The sequence below is a fragment of the Kaistella solincola genome, assembly GCF_000812875.1.
GTDB lineage: Bacteria > Bacteroidota > Bacteroidia > Flavobacteriales > Weeksellaceae > Kaistella > Kaistella solincola.
On sequence record NZ_JSYK01000003.1, the window covers coordinates 508,658 to 525,959 of the forward strand.

Annotated in this window: 17 protein-coding genes; 11 read left to right on the plus strand and 6 right to left on the minus strand. The window is 38.2% G+C overall.

What is annotated here, in order from left to right; translation table 11 throughout:
* Positions 1-230 precede the first annotated feature (230 nt).
* Positions 231-1,874 (plus strand): alpha-amylase family glycosyl hydrolase, encoded by a 1,644-nt coding sequence (locus OA84_RS06350; RefSeq protein ID WP_039343919.1) that lies wholly within the window; start codon positions 231-233, stop codon positions 1,872-1,874.
* Between the two features lie 36 nt (positions 1,875-1,910).
* The gene (locus OA84_RS06355) at positions 1,911-2,426 is read left to right on the plus strand and encodes a TlpA family protein disulfide reductase (RefSeq protein WP_039343921.1); all 516 of its coding nucleotides are present in this window, start codon (positions 1,911-1,913) and stop codon (positions 2,424-2,426) included.
* Between the two features lie 98 nt (positions 2,427-2,524).
* Here the strand turns inward: OA84_RS06355 and OA84_RS06360 are convergent, their stop codons facing one another.
* Positions 2,525-3,184: a DUF2461 domain-containing protein gene (locus OA84_RS06360; protein WP_039343923.1), complete on the minus strand. Its 660-nt coding sequence runs from the start codon at positions 3,182-3,184 to the stop codon at positions 2,525-2,527.
* 145 nt (positions 3,185-3,329) lie between these two features.
* On the opposite strand from OA84_RS06360, the gene OA84_RS06365 reads away from it, so the two are divergent.
* From OA84_RS06365 to OA84_RS06395, 7 genes are all read left to right on the plus strand, one after another.
* Entirely contained in the window at positions 3,330-5,102 is a 1,773-nt protein-coding gene (locus OA84_RS06365; protein ID WP_039343924.1) for a DEAD/DEAH box helicase, read from the plus strand.
* 153 nt (positions 5,103-5,255) lie between these two features.
* The gene (locus OA84_RS06370) at positions 5,256-5,894 is read left to right on the plus strand and encodes a DUF47 domain-containing protein (protein WP_039343926.1); all 639 of its coding nucleotides are present in this window, start codon (positions 5,256-5,258) and stop codon (positions 5,892-5,894) included.
* A gap of 28 nt (positions 5,895-5,922) precedes the next feature.
* The gene (locus OA84_RS06375; RefSeq protein WP_039343928.1) at positions 5,923-7,065 is read left to right on the plus strand and encodes an inorganic phosphate transporter; all 1,143 of its coding nucleotides are present in this window, start codon (positions 5,923-5,925) and stop codon (positions 7,063-7,065) included.
* A 109-nt stretch (positions 7,066-7,174) separates the two neighbouring features.
* Entirely contained in the window at positions 7,175-8,146 is a 972-nt protein-coding gene (locus tag OA84_RS06380; RefSeq protein ID WP_039343930.1) for a polyprenyl synthetase family protein, read from the plus strand.
* A gap of 54 nt (positions 8,147-8,200) precedes the next feature.
* Positions 8,201-9,157 carry a GSCFA domain-containing protein gene (locus OA84_RS06385; protein WP_039343933.1) on the plus strand — a complete coding sequence of 319 codons (957 nt, stop codon included), beginning with the start codon at positions 8,201-8,203 and terminating at the stop codon, positions 9,155-9,157.
* Positions 9,158-9,207: 50 nt separating this feature from the next.
* Complete coding sequence (locus OA84_RS06390) at positions 9,208-9,558, plus strand: four helix bundle protein (RefSeq protein ID WP_039343935.1); 351 nt, start codon at positions 9,208-9,210, stop codon at positions 9,556-9,558.
* An 80-nt stretch (positions 9,559-9,638) separates the two neighbouring features.
* Positions 9,639-10,400 (plus strand): TatD family hydrolase, encoded by a 762-nt coding sequence (locus OA84_RS06395; protein ID WP_039343937.1) that lies wholly within the window; start codon positions 9,639-9,641, stop codon positions 10,398-10,400.
* A 69-nt stretch (positions 10,401-10,469) separates the two neighbouring features.
* Here OA84_RS06395 and OA84_RS06400 read toward each other — a convergent pair whose 3' ends face one another.
* The 5 genes from OA84_RS06400 to OA84_RS06420 form a co-directional block, all read right to left on the minus strand.
* Positions 10,470-11,720 (minus strand): DEAD/DEAH box helicase, encoded by a 1,251-nt coding sequence (locus tag OA84_RS06400; RefSeq protein ID WP_039343939.1) that lies wholly within the window; start codon positions 11,718-11,720, stop codon positions 10,470-10,472.
* Between the two features lie 205 nt (positions 11,721-11,925).
* Positions 11,926-12,399 carry a DUF6438 domain-containing protein gene (locus tag OA84_RS06405; protein ID WP_039343941.1) on the minus strand — a complete coding sequence of 158 codons (474 nt, stop codon included), beginning with the start codon at positions 12,397-12,399 and terminating at the stop codon, positions 11,926-11,928.
* A gap of 86 nt (positions 12,400-12,485) precedes the next feature.
* A complete protein-coding gene (obgE, locus tag OA84_RS06410; protein WP_039343943.1) occupies positions 12,486-13,469 on the minus strand; it encodes a GTPase ObgE in 984 nt (327 codons plus the stop codon).
* Positions 13,470-13,520: 51 nt separating this feature from the next.
* A complete protein-coding gene (locus OA84_RS06415) occupies positions 13,521-14,120 on the minus strand; it encodes an adenylate kinase (RefSeq protein ID WP_039343946.1) in 600 nt (199 codons plus the stop codon).
* A gap of 14 nt (positions 14,121-14,134) precedes the next feature.
* Positions 14,135-14,689, minus strand: coding sequence for a phosphoribosyltransferase (locus OA84_RS06420; protein WP_039343948.1), 555 nt, complete (start codon positions 14,687-14,689; stop codon positions 14,135-14,137).
* 152 nt (positions 14,690-14,841) lie between these two features.
* Here OA84_RS06420 and OA84_RS06425 point away from each other — a divergent pair, with 152 nt between their 5' ends.
* Positions 14,842-16,128, plus strand: a complete 1,287-nt coding sequence (locus OA84_RS06425; RefSeq protein ID WP_039343950.1) for an adenylosuccinate synthase — start codon at positions 14,842-14,844, stop codon at positions 16,126-16,128.
* A 227-nt stretch (positions 16,129-16,355) separates the two neighbouring features.
* The gene (locus OA84_RS06430; protein WP_052252137.1) at positions 16,356-17,174 is read left to right on the plus strand and encodes an energy transducer TonB; all 819 of its coding nucleotides are present in this window, start codon (positions 16,356-16,358) and stop codon (positions 17,172-17,174) included.
* The last annotated feature ends 128 nt before the right edge of the window (positions 17,175-17,302 follow it).

The following is a 17,302-nucleotide window of genomic DNA, read 5'->3' on the forward strand; positions in this document are numbered from 1 at the left end:
ATGAATTTTTGGTGAGAACCAAATGTTATTAAACTGAAAAAAAATGTTTGCGGCATTAACTGCATTTTCAAAAGCAAAAAACAAATATAGTAAAATATGTTAAATATTTGTTAAAATGGAAGACTTGCCACAGAATATTTCGTGGTTACGGGCAATTACTTTATTTTTAAAGATTGGAAAAATACCTGCTAAAATGCCACTTTTTCTTATTTAAACGTTAAAAAAATACAATGAAAAAATATTTATTTTTACTGCTGATTGGCCTTTTAAGTTCATGTTCTGCGCTGAAAAATACCAGCGAAAAACCATTTGTCTGGGAAGGCGCCAATGTATATTTTCTGCTGACCGACCGTTTTAAAAATGGAAATCCGGACAATGATGTGAATTTTAATCGCACAGAAAAAGCTGCTGTTTTACGCGGTTTTGAGGGAGGAGATTTACGCGGAATTATCCAGAAAATTGATGAAAATTACTTTACTGACTTAGGTGTAAACGCCATTTGGATGACGCCGCTTGTGGAGCAAATTCACGGTGCGACAGATGAGGGAACGGGAAAAACGTACGGTTTTCACGGCTATTGGGCAAAAGACTGGACCGCGCTTGATCCGAATTTCGGTACAAAAGCAGATTTGCAGGAATTGGTTGAAAAAGCGCATAAAAAAGGTATTCGAATTGTTTTAGATGCCGTAATCAACCACACCGGACCGGTAACAACAGTTGACGCGGCTTACCCAAATTCCTGGGTTCGAACTTCGCCAACCTGTACCTACAATAATTATCAAAATACGACGGCCTGTACTTTGGTCGCCAACCTTCCGGATATTTTAACCGAATCTGACCAACCGGCGGAACTGCCGCAAATGTTGGTTGAAAAATGGAAAAAAGAGGGGAGATATGAGGCAGAAATGAAATCGCTTGACGAATTTTTTGCGCGCACGGGCTATCCGCGTGCGCCGAAATATTATATTATGAAATGGCTGGCGGATTATGTGGAAACTTTCGGGATCGACGGTTATCGCGTAGATACAGTAAAACACACGAACGAAGATGTCTGGAAAGATTTCCAGAAAGTTTGTCAGGAAGCTTTTGATATTTACAAAAGAAAAAATCCGGAAAAAGTGCTGGATAACAACTTATTTTTCACCGTTGGCGAAGTTTACGGTTACGGAATTTCCCAAAAGCAGGATTATAATTTTGGCGATAAAAAAGTGAATTATTATCAAAATGGCTTCAAATCATTAATCAATTTTGATTTTAAAGGCGACGCCAATAAACCCTACGAAGAACTTTTCTCAAATTATTCAAATTTGCTGAACGGCGATCTGAACGGAAAAACAGTCATGAATTACCTTACTTCGCATGACGACGGTTCGCCTTTCGATAAAGATCGAAAAAGAACCTTCGAAGCAGCCACAAAACTACTTTTAACACCGGGAATTTCCCAAATTTATTATGGTGATGAAAGCGCACGCGATTTAACAATTGAAGGCGCTGAAGGCGACGCTACTTTGAGAAGCAATATGAACTGGAATGATTTGCAAAATAATGCGGCGACGCAAAAACTCGAAGAACATTACCAGAAATTAGGGAAATTCCGGGCGAATCATCTGGCGGTGGGAGCGGGCGTTCACAAAAATTTAGGAAATAGCGCGCAGTATTGGTTTTCCAGAAGTTTTACGAAAGACAATTTCACCGATAAAGTTGTAGTTGGATTGGATTTGCCAAAAGGTGAAAAAATGGTGAATTTGGGCGGAATTTTTCCTGCGGGAACCAAATTACGCGACGCATATTCCGGGAAAACAACCGTGGTTTCTAAAGGTAATTCAGCAAAAATAAATACTGATTTTACCATTGTCTTATTTGAGAAAATTTAAAATAATTAAAAACTAAAAAGTTTTAGAATACAAAAAATGAAATTAAAAATAACAGTTTTAAGCATACTTGTTTCAGTGTCGCTTTTTGGTCAAAAAGTTCCGACCACCAGCAAAACTGAGTTTTCAAAAGAAGCTTTAGCGCAAAAAATTACCGCTTTAGACGGCAAAAAATTGCAGATTGCAGAAATCCTGAAAAAACATGAAGGCAGAATTTTAATTATCGATTTTTGGGCAAGCTGGTGTCGTGACTGCATTTTGGCTTTGCCATCTACGAAAGAATTAAAGGAAAAAAATCCCAAAATTGATTTCGTTTATTTTTCGCTTGACCGTTCGCATGAGCAATGGAAACGCGGTTTAGAAAAGTATGAGATTATTGGCGAAGAAAATTATTGGTTTGATGAGGGCTGGAAAAATAATTTCAATAATTACATCGATTTGAATTGGGTGCCGCGTTTTATGGTCATCGACCAAACAGGAAAAATTGCAAAATATTACGCAATCAGCCCGAACGATCCTGATATTCAGAAAAAAATTGATGAACTGAAAAAGTAAAAAAAAAAGCGGATATTTTTCCGCTTTTAATTTGGTATTTATTTAATAAAAATTCGGTGCTGTTTAGGCAGATTTTTTTGTTTTTCTAAAAACTTATTTTATTGAAAAGGTTCGCCCAAAAAATCGTTTAAAGGTTTCATGGCTTTGTAAACTTTAGCAAAGTTTTTCGCGGCGCCGGTTTTCATCAAAACTTCATCGGAAACCGGATGACTTACGGTGAAACTTTTCAGTTTCAGAAATTCTGCCATTGGATGGTCTTTTTCAAAACCGGTCGGAATTCTTTTCAGTTTGCTTTCTACACTCAAGCCGCGGAAATTATTTCGGAAAGTTTCTTCTTCCAGAATATTTTGAAAAATCTGGTCATTTAGCTCGATATTTTTTCTAATTTCTTTTAATACCGCTGATTCCGGTTGGTAAACCCCGCCGGCAAGAAAAGATTTTCCCGGCTCGATGTGTAAATAATAACCGGCTTTTTTACCTTTTCCCATTCCTAAACTAATGCCGAAATTGGTTTTGTATGGTTGTTTATTTTGTGAAAATCGCGTGTCGCGATAAATTCGGAACAAGGCTTTGTTCGCGTCAATTTTCAAGATGTCTTCATCAAATTCACCAATTTCCGTGATGAGTTCATCGACAAAATCAACCACGTTTTCTTTGGCTTTCAGGTAAAGTTCTTTATTTTCATTAAACCAGTCGCGGTTGTTATTTAGCTTTAATAAATTTAAAAAACTGAGGGTGGAACTTTTAAGCGATTTCATGATGAATTTTAATCTTTAAAATTAATAAAAAAAATAGCCGCTAAAACGCCCAATTTTTTCAATTATTGAAAATTGAAGAAAAGCGCGCTAATATTATCAATTTTAAAAACGTATCTTTGCACCCAATTTATAGACGATCTTTTACATGAATTTATTTACGGAGACCAATTTAAGTCCTGAAATCTTGAAGGCAATTGGCGAACTGGGCTTTGTGAGCCCAACAGAAATCCAAAAACAGACTATTCCTTTTATCTCTACAGATATACGCGATCTTATCGCACTTGCGCAGACGGGAACAGGCAAAACAGCAGCTTTTACGCTTCCGATTTTGGATATGATTGACGACGGGAGTCGCAAAATCCAATTATTGGTGCTTTGTCCAACCAGAGAACTTTGTTTGCAAATTACCAAAGACATTACTAATTATTCGAAATACATGCGAAACATCAAAACTACAGCGGTTTATGGTGGAAGCAGTATCACTGATCAGATCAGATCGTTGCGGGACAAACCACAAATTGTGGTGGGAACTCCGGGACGTGTTATCGATTTGATCAACAGAAAAGCACTTGATTTCTCGGAAATCAGATGGATGATTCTTGATGAAGCTGATGAAATGTTATCAATGGGTTTCAAAGATGATTTGGAAACAATCTTACGCGAGACGCCTGATACAAAACAAACTTTCCTTTTCTCGGCAACGATGAACAGAGAAGTTGAAAGAATTTCTAAAAACTATTTGACCGATCCGCACCGTATTGTTGTGGGATCGTTGAATGAGGTGAAGAAAAACATCAAGCACGAATTTTACGTGGTAGGTTACCGCAATAAAAAAGAAGCCCTGAAAAGATTGATCGATGCAAATCCGAATCAATATTCAATTATCTTTTGCCGAACCAGAATGGAAACTCAGGAAGTCGCAGATTTTTTGATGCAGAACGGTTATGCTGCAGATGCGCTTCATGGTGATTTGTCACAGGCGCAGCGCGACACGGTTATGAAAAAATTCCGACTGAAAAACATCGATATTTTGGTGGCGACTGATGTTGCTGCGCGAGGTTTGGATGTGAATTCACTGACTCACGTAATTCACTTTTCGTTGCCTGATGATCCGGAAGTTTTTGTTCACCGAAGTGGTAGAACTGGCCGTGCCGGAAAAGACGGAATTTCAATTGCTTTGATTAAACCGGAAGAATCAAGAAAATTAAAGCAGATTAAACAATCTACGAAAATTGAAATCGTAGAGAAGAAAATTCCGACAGGAAAAACGATTATCGAAGCACAGGTTGCCGGCGTTTTCGAAAAACTCTTTACCGAGCACGAAAATTTGGTAGAATTTGATAATGAATTAATCCCAGATTTATCTGCTTTTACAAAAGAAGAATTGGTGCACCAAATGTTGCAGCTGCAGTTGAGAGATATGGCGCTATATTATAAAGATAAAGACGATTTGCTGGAGATTAAATTCAACAGCGATGACCGTGGCAGCGATAGAGGCCGTGACCGTGGCAGAGGAGACCGCGACGGAAGAGGCCGCGACCGCGATCGTGGTGGTGACAAAAGAGATGGTGGAAACCGTTTTTCTTCAAACAGAGACGGCGGAAGTCGTGAATTTAGCAGAGACCGTGATGGTGGAAACCGTGAATTCAAGGAAAGAAAGCCGCGAAAAAATAACGGCGATATGGTGCGTTTTTTCTTTAATCTCGGAAAAAGAGATCATCTGAAAAAAATCGATATGTTGGAAATTATTAATAAAGCGACGACAAAATCGAAAAAAAGACCAGACATCGGTGATATTGAAATTTTAGAAAAATTCTCCTTCTTTGAAGTAGAAAAATCTTATAAAGATGAAGTTTTGAAAGGTTTGGAAACGCAGAAATTTAAAGGTAAAGAGCTGCGCGCAGAAGAATCGAAATAATTCCGCTTAAAATTATAATGAAAACCAGTTGCTCTGCAGCTGGTTTTTTTTGTTTTAAATTATAATTTCAATGTTAAGGAAACTTAATATAAAAAGGTACATCGTATCAGTCTTTTTCCGAAATTTGCAAAACTAATCTCTAAACGAAATAAAATGGGAATCGGAAATATTTTTAAAATGTTCCAGCCAAAAGACAAAGTGTTTTTTGTACTCTTCGAAAAAGTAGCGGCAGAACTTGTTGCCATGTCAAAAGAATTTCATGAAAGTTTGCTGGATTTCGATATCAATGACGACACGATGTTGCAGCACATGAGCGATTACGAACACCGTATGGACGATTTAACCCACGAAATTTTCGTGCAGTTGGGCGAGAATTTCATCACGCCATTTGACCGCGAAGATATCAGCCATTTGGCAAGCGGTTTAGATGATATTGCCGATTATATGTACGCATCAGCAAAATACATTTACCTTTATAAAGCGCCACTTGATCCGGCTTATACAGAATTTACGCTTTTGATTTACAAATCGTGTCTAGAAGTTCAGAACGCAATTAAAAACCTAAATGATTTCAGAGATCCGAAAGCGGTGAAAGAATCTTGTATTAAAATTAACTCCTTTGAAAACATCGCAGACGATGTCCTGAGCCAGGGAATTGTAAAATTGTTTGAAACCAATGATGCGATTACCATTATTAAAGTAAAATCTGTTTTTGAATATCTGGAAATAGTGACCGATAAAGCAGAGGATGTTGCAAATACGATTGACAGTATTTTAATTAAATACGCTTAGTCTATTCCCTAAATTTTAATAATAAAGAATGGATTTACCAATTCTACTTGTAATCATCATTGTTTTAGCTTTAATTTTTGATTACATCAATGGTTTTCACGATGCTGCGAATTCAATCGCGACCATCGTTTCAACCAAAGTTTTAACGCCGTTTCAGGCGGTTCTTTGGGCTGCAGTCTGGAACTTTGCTGCTTTTTTCCTGGCCGCTTATGTTATCGGTGAATTTAAAATAGGTAATACAATTGCGAAGTCGGTGAACGAAAATTTCATCAATCTTGAAGTGATTTTTTCCGGGTTAATTGCGGCAATTTTTTGGAATTTGCTAACCTGGTGGTTTGGCATTCCGTCTTCGTCTTCACATACGTTGATCGGTGGATTTCTCGGCGCAGCGCTTATGTTTGCGTTGGTTTCAGATTATGATGCGGTCGCGCTTGCCAATCCTGGTTTGGGATTCTGGGATAACCTGATGCTCGCATTTAAGCAGCTGTTTACCCAGAATGTGGTGAAATATGACAAAGTAATTCCGATTTTCCTCTTTATATTTTTAGCACCAATGATTGGTGGAGTCATCTCGATTTTAATTACACTATTCATCGTAAATGTTTCTAAAAAGGCCAGTCCACGTAAAGCGGACAACGTTTTCAAAAAGCTACAGTTGGCATCTTCGGCACTTTTCAGCTTGGGACACGGTACCAATGACGCGCAAAAAGTAATGGGGATCATCGGTGCGGCGGTAATCTACCACCACACGCAAACTTTGCAGGATCCGGCATATTTGAACTTAGACAGCACACACCAGTTTAATTATTTCGTAGAACATTATTTCTGGGTGCCTTTTACCTCATTTTTAATGATTGCTTTGGGAACCATGAGCGGTGGTTGGAAAATCGTGAAAACTATGGGAACCAGAATTACCAAAGTTACGCCATTGGAAGGTGTTGCCGCGGAAACTGCCGGTGCAATTACGCTTTTCATTTCGGAACATTTCGGTATTCCGGTTTCTACAACGCACACCATTACCGGTTCAATTATCGGTGTTGGCGTTACAAAACGAGTTTCCGCAGTTCGCTGGGGAATTACCGTAAGCTTGCTTTGGGCGTGGATTTTAACCATTCCAATTTCAGCTTTCGTGGCAGGAATAACTTATCTGATCGTTACTTTCGTCAGCTAAAAATTTTAAATAAATGTTACAAGCCGCTTCATCCGAAGTGGCTTTTTTGTTGGCATTTTAATAAGCAAAGAATTATTTTAAATTGTATTTTTGCACAAAGAAGAATTTTATGCAGTTTTTAGATGAATATCAGGCGATGGTCGCGAATGCTATTGAAAAATATATTTTCAAAGATAAACCTGAAGAGCTTTACGAACCGATGAATTATATCATTTCGCACGGTGGCAAAAGGTTGCGCCCCATGATGGTTTTAATGGCTTGTGAAATGTTCGATGGCGATTTAAAAAAAGCCCTGAAGCCTGCTTTAGCAATCGAGTTTTTCCATAATTTCACCTTGATTCATGATGACATTATGGATGAAGCGCCGCTGCGCCGCGGGAAACCTACCATTCATACTTTGCATGGAATAAACGTCGGAATTTTGTCCGGTGATGCATTAATGTTCAAAGCGCTGAAGTTTTTCGAAAATCTTGAACCGCATTTGTACAAAGCGTGTATGCGCGTTTTTATCCACACCGGATTGCTTCTGTGCGAAGGACAGCAATACGATATTAATTTTGAAACTCAGGAAGAGGTAACCTTCAACGATTACATTCGGATGATTTCTTATAAAACCGGGATTTTAAGCGCTTCTTCGTTTGAAATCGGCGCATTAATCGCCGGTGCAGATTTTAAAGATGCAAAAGCTATTTTCAATTTCGGGAAACATGTCGGGATAGCTTTCCAGATTATGGATGATTATCTGGATGTTTTCGGAAATCAGGAACAAATCGGGAAACAGCACGCCGGCGATATTTACGAAAATAAAAAAACAGTTCTTTATCTTCTTGCCAAAGAACACGGGACTGAAGAAGAACGAAAAGAACTGGAATTCTGGTATTCGAAAAAAACCGATAATATTGATAAAGTTTACAGCGTTGAAAAGATTTTCCGTCGTACAAAAGTTGATGAAAAAGCCTTGCAACTGATTCAAAAACACAATGAACTGGCGCAGGAATATTTAAATAAAATCAGCGTAACCGACGCGAAGAAAAAACCGTTCATCGAACTGGCAAATTATCTTTTACGCCGCGAAAGCTAAAATGTAAATTCAAAAATTACCGCTTAAAACACCTAATTTTTAAGATTTAGCAAAATGAAATTCCGCACAGAAGTAGAAATCCAAAATTCCGAAACAAAAATAGAAATTGAAGACCAGGTGTTTTCAATAGGTTCCTGTTTTGCCACGGAAATAAACGATTTGCTGCAGACCGGTCAAATTCAGACATTCAACAATCCGTTCGGGACGATTTTTAATCCGTTTTCCATAAATAATTCGATAAAAAGGTTGCACGATGCCCGATTTTATTCCGAAGAAGATTTAATTAGTTTTAATGAAGAGGTGATTTCGCTTGATCATCACACTTCGTTCAATTCGCGGTTTTTACACCAGACTTTAGACAAAATAAACTCGCAGATTGAAGCCGGAAACCAATTTCTGCAAAATACAAATTGGGTGCTGATAACGTACGGAACTTCATTTATCTATGAATTTCTGCCGAAAAAAAAATTAGTTGCTAATTGCCACAAAATTCCCGGAAAATATTTCGAGAAAAGGTTGCTCACGCATCTGGAATTGACGGATTCTATTTACGAAACCATTGTGAATTTAAAAGATATCGCGAAGCCGAATGTTCAGATTTTATTTACGGTTTCGCCGGTTCGGCACACCAAAGACGGTTTGGCTGAAAACAGTTTAAGCAAAGCGAAACTCATCACGGCGATTCACGAAATTTTACCGCAGTTTGAAAATTGTCACTATTTGCCGGTTTACGAGATTTTAATGGATGATTTGCGCGATTACCGTTTTTACAAAGAAGATTTGATTCACCCGAATACTCAAGCTATCAATTATATTTGGGAAAAATTCGGAAATGCTTATTTTTCCGATGAAACCATGGATTTTGTGGAAGAAAATTTCAAAATAAATAAAGCTTTAAGTCACAGAAATTCCGACAAAAAGAACCCAAAATACCAGGAATTTTTGGAAAAGCTCAATCAAAAAATTGCAGCACAGCAAACTAAAGTGAAGCATAAGATTTTTAATCAATAGTCAGTAATTAGTGGTCAGTAATCAGTAATCAGTAATCAGAAAAAGACGGTATGCATATTCTGAAATTCGAAGATATTATTGCATGGCAAAAGTCGCAAATATTTGCTGGTGAAATTTATGATGCTTTTGGCGATTTAAAGGATTGGGACTTTCGAAACCAGATTTGCCGTGCAAGTGTTTCGATGTCAAATAATATCGCGGAAGGTTTCGACCGCAGCAGCAATGCGGAATTTGTTCGTTTTCTGTACTTTTCCTTAGGTTCTGCAAGCGAGGTGAAATCAATGTTGTATTTATCGCTTCGATTAAAATATCTAACTATTGAAAAGCAACAGATTCTTCTCAATGACGTCACTGAAATCTCCAAAATAATCACCGGCTTAATTAAATCTCTTAAAAAATAAGTACAGTACTATTTTGTATTTTTCTGACAACTGACAACTGACAACTGACAACTGACAACTGACAACTGACAACTACTATTATGATCGATACACACACTCACCTATATTCTGAAGAATTCGATGAAGATCGAAATGAAATGATTGACAGAGCGCTGAAAAAAGGTGTTTCTAAATTTTATCTGCCAGCGATTAATTCTGAAACTCACGAAAAAATGCTCAATTTAGAAGCAGAATTTCCCGGAAAAATTTTTTCGATGATGGGACTTCATCCGTGTTATGTGAAAAACGAAAATTGGGAAGAAGAACTGGAAGCGGTGTATAAATACCTGAACCAACGAGAATTCGCCGCAATTGGCGAAATCGGAATTGATTTGTATTGGGACAAAAACACGCTGGATGTTCAGGTAAAAGCTTTCGAGCAGCAGATCGACTGGGCAATTGAAAAAGATTTACCAATTGTCATCCACACGCGCGAAAGTTTTGCTGAAACTTTCGAAGTGCTAAATCGTAAAAAACACCCTAAATTACGCGGAATTTTTCACTGCTTTTCCGGAACTCTGGAACAGGCAAAACAGGCAATTGACCTTAATTTCCTTCTCGGTATCGGTGGAGTAGTAACTTTTAAAAACGGAAAAATTGACCAGTTTTTGGGCGAAATTCCTCTAGATAAAATTGTGCTCGAAACAGATTCGCCCTTTCTCGCGCCAGTGCCGCACCGCGGAAAAAGAAACGAAAGTTCTTACCTCGATTTGGTTGTAGGAAAACTGGTGAATATTTACAACAAAGATTTCTCCGAAATTGACCGAATTACAACCGAAAACGCAGAAAAGTTGTTTGCATAAATTTCATTTAAAATCAAAAAAAACCGGCTTTTAACAGGTGAAAAAGCCGGTTTTTATTTTTGAAAATTTCTATCTGTTCCGCGTAAAATTGCTTTTGTTATTCGGCTTTTTACTGTGGCTGTTATTTGCAGGAGCCTGAGTTCTCGGACGGAAAGGTTTATTGTTGGAATCTCTTTTTTCTACCACCAAATTATCGGTGTGAAACGGATGATTTTTTTCCACCGGAATTTTCTTACCGATGAGTTTTTCCGTGTTTTTCAGGTTCAAAAGATCCAAACCATCAACAAAGGAAATTGAACTTCCTTCCGCGCCTGCTCTTCCGGTTCTGCCAATTCGGTGAACATAGGTTTCGGAAACATCGGATAATTCAAAGTTTACGACATATTTCAAGTCATCGATATCAATTCCGCGCGCGGCGATGTCGGTTGCGACCAAAATTCGGGTTTTCCCTGATTTAAAGTTGGTCAGCGCGTTTTGTCTTTGATTTTGCGATTTATTTCCGTGAATGGCTTCCGCAGAAATTTTATGACTTTGCAGTTTTCTTGCAATTTTATCGGCGCCGTGTTTGGTGCGTGAGAAAACCAGAACAGATTCTTTAATATCCTGCTGAAGGATATGCGTTAAAAGTTCCAGCTTGTCATTTTTATCGACAAAATACACTTTCTGCTGAATGGTGTCTGCCGTTGCGGAAACCGGCGCAACTTCAACCTGCACAGGATTTGTCAGCATGGAGTTTGCGAGTTTATTAATTTCTTCGGGAAAAGTCGCGGAGAAAAACAAAGTTTGTCTTTTTGCCGGAAGCAATTTGATAATGCGCTTTACATCGTGAACAAATCCCATGTCCAGCATTCTGTCGGCTTCGTCTAAAACAAAAACTTCAAGATGTTTTAATGAAATAATACCTTGTGAAATAAAATCCAATAAACGTCCTGGTGTAGCCACCAAAATGTCAACACCACGACGAAGTGCAGTTTCCTGTGCGCCCTGCTTTACACCACCAAAAACGACAAGATGTCGCAATCTTAGGTGTCTTCCGTAGGATTTAAAACTTTCGTCGATCTGTATTGCTAATTCGCGCGTTGGCGTAAGAATCAGCACTTTGATATTATTATTTTTTTGCTGCTTTTGCGCCAAATTTTGTAAAATCGGAATTGCAAATGCTGCAGTTTTTCCGGTTCCGGTTTGTGCGGTACCAAGCAGATCTTTGCCCTGTAAAATATGCGGAATTGATTTTTGCTGAATGGGTGTTGGTTGTGTGTAACCTTCTTCCTGAAGCGCTTTTGCGATAGGATCAATTAAGTTTAAGTCGGAAAAATTCAAATGAAATGTTTTTAATTAAAATGAAACTCGTGTCATTCTTTTGGTATGTGACGAAGAAAATGAAGTAAAAAACTTTTAGAGTTTTCAGTTCCGCAGGAAAGCGGATTCATTAAGAATGACTACGTCCATAAAAAATCCTTCCGCGAGGAAGGAATTTGGTGGTGCAAATATAGTTTAAATATTTTTAGCAGCGATTATTTGGGAATTATTCAATTTTAGACCAGGTTTCGCTGGTTCTTAAACTATCGAAAAACTCATACAACTTTTGCAGTTGCGGTGTGCCGTGCTTTCCATAATCTTCAATTTTTTTCACTGTTCCGTCCGGGTAAGTTATCGTTAAATAAGCAGTTGGTAAATCGGTCACGTTTTTATTGCCGTAGAAATTTTTCAGATTTTTTGCCTTTAAAGCGGCGAATTTTTCCATCAACTCTGAATATTTTTCCGCATCAATTGTTCCTTTAAAATTTCCTTCATTTTCCTGCGAATCTGTATCCCGCGAAAAATTAAATCTTTCAGCCTCGAAAATTGCTGATCTGTCGGCATTAATTGTCATTTTATAAATCGGACAAAAACCGAAACACGCGCCGCTTTCATACTTAATGGTCATATATTCGGTATTTTTTCGCGAAGTACAGGTTGTTAAAAATAAAAGTGAAAGCAGACTGAAAAGGTATTTCATAAAGTGTTTTTGGTGGAAACTCAACTATTATTCCAAAAAAAAAAGACCTGCGCGATGCAAGTCTGTATTTTTAAAAAAAATGCCGTTTAACCGTGTAATTTTTTCCAGATGGCATCTTTCAGTTCCATCAAACCTTCCTGCGTGACCGCGGAAAAGAAAATCGGTTGTCGATTTTCCGGAAATTCCTTTAAAATTTCGGTTTTAAGTTCGTCATCAAGCAAATCAGCTTTTGAAACCGAAATGATGTAATCTTTATCTACAAGCTCCGGATTGTATTCTTTAAGCTCGTTTTCTAAAATTTTAAATTCCTGAAAATGATCTTCAGAATCAGCCGGAATTAAAAATAAAAGAATGGAATTTCGCTCGATATGTCTTAAAAAGCGGTGTCCTAAACCTTTTCCTTCGGCAGCTCCTTCGATAATTCCGGGAATATCTGCCATTACGAAAGATTTGTAGTTCCGGTAATCTACAATTCCTAAATTTGGTGTTAAAGTGGTGAAGGCATAATCTGCAATTTTTGGTTTTGCTGCGGAAACTGCTGCCAATAAAGTCGATTTCCCAGCATTGGGAAATCCAACCAAGCCTACATCTGCCAAAAGTTTCAATTCAAAAGTAACGTAACCTTCTTCGCCGGGCAATCCGGGTTGCGCGTAGCGAGGAGTTTGGTTGGTGGAGGATTTAAAATGCTCATTTCCTTTGCCGCCTTTACCGCCGTGCATGATGATAATTTCCTGCCCATGCTCCATGATTTCAGCAATTATTTCACCTTCTTCATTTTTTGCAATGGTTCCCAAAGGAACATCGATGTAAACATCTTCACCGTAAGCTCCGGTAAGTTGGTTTTTGCTTCCGTTAACGCCGCGTTCAGCTTTAATATGTCGGGTATAACGCAGCGGAAGTAAAGTCCACTCGTGGGAATCACCTCGTAGGATAATGTGACCGCCGCGGCCGCCATCTCCACCATCGGGACCGCCTTTTGGAACATATTTTTCCCGGTTAAGGTGTGCGGAACCTGCGCCGCCGTGACCACTTTTACAATGGATTTTTACGTAATCTACGAAATTTGACATTTTGTGTTTGTTTTCTAGCCGGACTAAATCTTTAAGTAAGATTTTAAATCCTTAATCCTGCACTGAGGATTTATTTTTCAGTTTTGTCACTTCGGCAAAAAGTTTTTCGGAAATTTCGGAAATATCACCAACTCCGTTTATTTCCACATATTTTCCCTGTTCTTTGTACAATTCTGCAACTTCGGCAGTTTTAGAATAATATTCAGCGATTCTGTTTGCAATAATCTCTTTGTTGGAATCATCTTTTCTACCGCTTGTTTCGCCTCTTTTTAGCAGTCTTTCTACTAAAATTTCATCATCTACCACAAGCGAAAGACAAATATCGATGGAACTGTTTAAGACTTCTTTTACAATGGTTTCAAGCGCTTCGGTTTGTGTTGCGGTGCGTGGGAAACCATCAAAAATATATCCTTCTGCGTCGCACGGTTTGTTTAATTCATCAATCAGCATATCGATGGTTACCTGATCTGGAACGAGCTCACCTTTTTCAATATACGATTTTGCCAAGGTACCTAAAGCCGTATCATTTTTCATATTGTACCGGAAAAGATCGCCGGTTGAAATTTGCTTCAGGTTAAATTTTTCAATTAAATTCTGCGCTTGTGTACCTTTTCCGCTTCCGGGAGGACCAAAGAGAACGATGTTTATCATTTTATCAGATTATATTAGTGATTGATTCTTCCTTCTGCCAGTTGATATAAATCCGGAAGATTTCTACCCAATTCATCGTAATCAAGACCATAGCCAAGGACGAATTTGTTCGGAATTTCCTTTGCCACATAGTCAATTTTAAATTCCTTTTTATATACATCGGGTTTCAGTAAAAGCGAAGCAATACGTAAAGATTTTGGGCGCTGCGTATTTTTAAAATATTCAAATAAACTTTCAATCGTATTCCCGGTGTCCACAATATCTTCCATAAGGATGATGTGTCGGCCTTCAACTTCTTTGGTCAGGTCCATTTTTTTATAGACAATTCCGGTAGAAGTGGTGCCGGAGTATGAACTCATCTGGATGAAAGCGATTTCACATTTTCCCGGATAATGCTTTAAAAAATCGGAAAAAAACATGATCACACCGTTTAAAACTCCAATGAAAACAGGCGTTTCATCTTTGTAATCCTCGTAAACCTTTAAAGCGAGATCTTTAATGATGGTTTGTATTTCATCATGAGTAAGATAGGGTACGAATTCTTTATCGTGAACTTTTACTACTTTCATTTGATTTTTAAAGCGCAAATTTACGGAATTTATTCGAAACGTAAGTTTTCTAAATGCATTCAATTACAGCGTTTCTGCCGAAATAGCGCCATTAAATTTGTTCACCTTTATTATTAAATCTATTTTTGTAGCAATCTAAAAAAAGTAAAAATATGGCAACTTACGTTGTGGTTGGTCTTCAGTATGGTGATGAAGGCAAAGGTAAAATTACGGACGTACTTTCGGCAAAATCCGATTACGTGGTGCGCTTCCAGGGAGGTGATAATGCGGGACATACTGTATACGCCGGAGAGGAAAAATTTGTCTTGCACCTTCTTCCGTCCGGGGTTTTACAATGTCCGGGCAAATGCATCATCGCAAACGGAGTGGTGGTAAACCCAAAAGCTTTCATGCACGAAATTTCCCAGATTGAAGAGAAAGGAATGCGCACCGACCACGTTTTTATCAGCCGCAGAGCACACGTAATTATGCCTTACCATATTTTGCTGGATACTTACCGCGAAGAGGAAGAAGGTGGAACACAAATCGGGACCACAAAAAAAGGAATCGGGCCTTGTTATGAAGATAAAATTGCTCGCGTCGGAATCCGGATGGTGGATTTGCTGAATCCTGAAGTTTTAGCCGAAAAAATCCGCAAAAACCTTAAAATTAAAAATTCACTTTTTGAAAAATATTTCGAAAAACCAGGCATTGAGTTCGAAGAAATTTATAAAGAATTCCTGGAAATCGGTCAGAAATTAAAACATAGAATTGTAGATACCGAAGTTGAATTAAATCAGGCAATCCACGAAGGTAAAAATATATTGTTTGAAGGCGCGCAGGCTTTAATGCTTGATATTGATTTCGGTACTTATCCTTACGTAACGTCGTCATCGCCTTCTACTGGCGGAGTTTGCACAGGCGCAGGTGTGCCGCCGACAAGCCTTCAGAACTTAATCGGTGTTGCAAAAGCATATACTACGCGAGTTGGTAACGGACCTTTTCCAACGGAACTGAATGATGAACTTGGAGAAAAAATGCGCAAAGTAGGGCAAGAATTTGGTGCGACTACTGGAAGACCAAGAAGAACTGGCTGGCTCGATTTGGTTTCATTAAAGCACGCTACAATGATTAACGGAATTAACAATCTTGTAATTACCAAACTCGATGTGCTTTCCGGGATTTCTTCTTTGAAAATCGCGACAAAATATAAAACCGAAGACGGTAAGATCATCGATTATTTCACTTCTTCCACCACAAAGCTTTATAATTACGAACCGATTTATGAAGAATTGGAAGGTTGGGATGAAGATATTTCCCACGCAAGAACTTACGATGAACTTCCAAACAACGCGAAAAAATATATCGAATTTATCGAGGATTATTTAGGAATCAATGTTTATTTGGTTTCCGTGGGCCCGGAGAGAAGTCAGAATATTATCCGAAAAGAATTATTTTAAGCTAAAAGGCACTTTTTTTTCGATTTTTCAATATAAGCCACCAATTCCTGGTGGCTTTTTGCTGTTTTTTATTGAAATTATTTATTCGTTATGTATTGCTTTATTTTATTTAAAATTTGGTAAAAAATTGGTTTAAAATTTGATAAATATTTAGCAGTTATTTTATATTTCAACAAATACAATAATCCGTAGTTTTTTAGCAAATTTTTAAACGTTTTAAATTTTAAATGATGAAACCTCTACTTCAAAACCAGGAATTTCAGCTCGACGAAATCCTCTTCGAGAACCGAAACAAAGCGTACGGTGCTTATGTTTTAAGACATGACGCTGACCGGATTTTAACCAAAGCATTTTTTTTAGGAATTGGGCTTTTTGCCGCGTTCGCGATCACGCCGTTGGCAATTAGCGCATTTTCTGCTCCCGCAGTGGAAGATATTCTGACAACAGCTCCGCCAACAATTTTAAAAAATGTTGACCGTGTGGAGGATCCTGAAGTTCAGCCGGTTAAACCTGAAATTAAAGTGCCCGTAAACACCGTGGATTCTCGCGTAGTGACACCCACAAGAAATGCAAAAGTTGAAACCGTGATGCCAAAGCAAACGGAAAAAGTCGATGCTGTTTTAGGAACTGAAAATATCAGCGGTAAAGCACCGGAAATTTCCTATCAGGCGCCGCCAACAACAACAATCGGTACTGCGACTCCTGAAATTACTGTCCCAAAACCAGTTGATAATTCACCAAAAACGCAGGTTGATGTTCAGGCGGTTTTTAACGGTGGAATTGATGCTTTCCGCAACAAGGTCATCAACAATTTTGATACTTCCGTGATGGAAGGAACGGGCGAAGTGGTGAGAACAACCGTGGTTTTCATCGTTGAAAAAGACGGAACCATCAGCGAAGTAAAAGCAACCGGACCAAACGTAGATTTTAACCGCGCCGCAGAAAAAACCATCCGTTCAGTGAAAGGAAAATGGACACCGGCAAAAATAAAAGGCGACAATGTGAGAAGCTATTTTAAATTTCCAATCTCCATGCAGTTTGAATAAATTCCGGGCTAAAACGGCATTTTTTTACTTATCCACAAAAGATTAACTTTTGTGGATAATTATTTGGTGCTGTAACGTGCTTTTTTACAGCATTTTAACTTTATCTTCAGCATTGTCATTTCTTTAAA

What these genes read in the sequence shown, in the direction of transcription:
- OA84_RS06430 (WP_052252137.1), top strand. Translation starts at nt 16,356, where the DNA reads ATGATGAAACCTCTACTTCAAAACCAGGAATTTCAGCTCGACGAAATC.
- OA84_RS06390 (WP_039343935.1), top strand. Translation starts at nt 9,208, where the DNA reads ATGCATATTCTGAAATTCGAAGATATTATTGCATGGCAAAAGTCGCAA.
- OA84_RS06370 (WP_039343926.1), top strand. Translation starts at nt 5,256, where the DNA reads ATGGGAATCGGAAATATTTTTAAAATGTTCCAGCCAAAAGACAAAGTG.
- OA84_RS06420 (WP_039343948.1), bottom strand. Translation starts at nt 14,689, where the DNA reads ATGAAAGTAGTAAAAGTTCACGATAAAGAATTCGTACCCTATCTTACT.
- OA84_RS06355 (WP_039343921.1), top strand. Translation starts at nt 1,911, where the DNA reads ATGAAATTAAAAATAACAGTTTTAAGCATACTTGTTTCAGTGTCGCTT.
- OA84_RS06405 (WP_039343941.1), bottom strand. Translation starts at nt 12,399, where the DNA reads ATGAAATACCTTTTCAGTCTGCTTTCACTTTTATTTTTAACAACCTGT.
- OA84_RS06385 (WP_039343933.1), top strand. Translation starts at nt 8,201, where the DNA reads ATGAAATTCCGCACAGAAGTAGAAATCCAAAATTCCGAAACAAAAATA.
- OA84_RS06425 (WP_039343950.1), top strand. Translation starts at nt 14,842, where the DNA reads ATGGCAACTTACGTTGTGGTTGGTCTTCAGTATGGTGATGAAGGCAAA.
- OA84_RS06380 (WP_039343930.1), top strand. Translation starts at nt 7,175, where the DNA reads ATGCAGTTTTTAGATGAATATCAGGCGATGGTCGCGAATGCTATTGAA.
- OA84_RS06365 (WP_039343924.1), top strand. Translation starts at nt 3,330, where the DNA reads ATGAATTTATTTACGGAGACCAATTTAAGTCCTGAAATCTTGAAGGCA.
- OA84_RS06350 (WP_039343919.1), top strand. Translation starts at nt 231, where the DNA reads ATGAAAAAATATTTATTTTTACTGCTGATTGGCCTTTTAAGTTCATGT.
- OA84_RS06415 (WP_039343946.1), bottom strand. Translation starts at nt 14,120, where the DNA reads ATGATAAACATCGTTCTCTTTGGTCCTCCCGGAAGCGGAAAAGGTACA.
- obgE (WP_039343943.1), bottom strand. Translation starts at nt 13,469, where the DNA reads ATGTCAAATTTCGTAGATTACGTAAAAATCCATTGTAAAAGTGGTCAC.
- OA84_RS06395 (WP_039343937.1), top strand. Translation starts at nt 9,639, where the DNA reads ATGATCGATACACACACTCACCTATATTCTGAAGAATTCGATGAAGAT.
- OA84_RS06360 (WP_039343923.1), bottom strand. Translation starts at nt 3,184, where the DNA reads ATGAAATCGCTTAAAAGTTCCACCCTCAGTTTTTTAAATTTATTAAAG.
- OA84_RS06375 (WP_039343928.1), top strand. Translation starts at nt 5,923, where the DNA reads ATGGATTTACCAATTCTACTTGTAATCATCATTGTTTTAGCTTTAATT.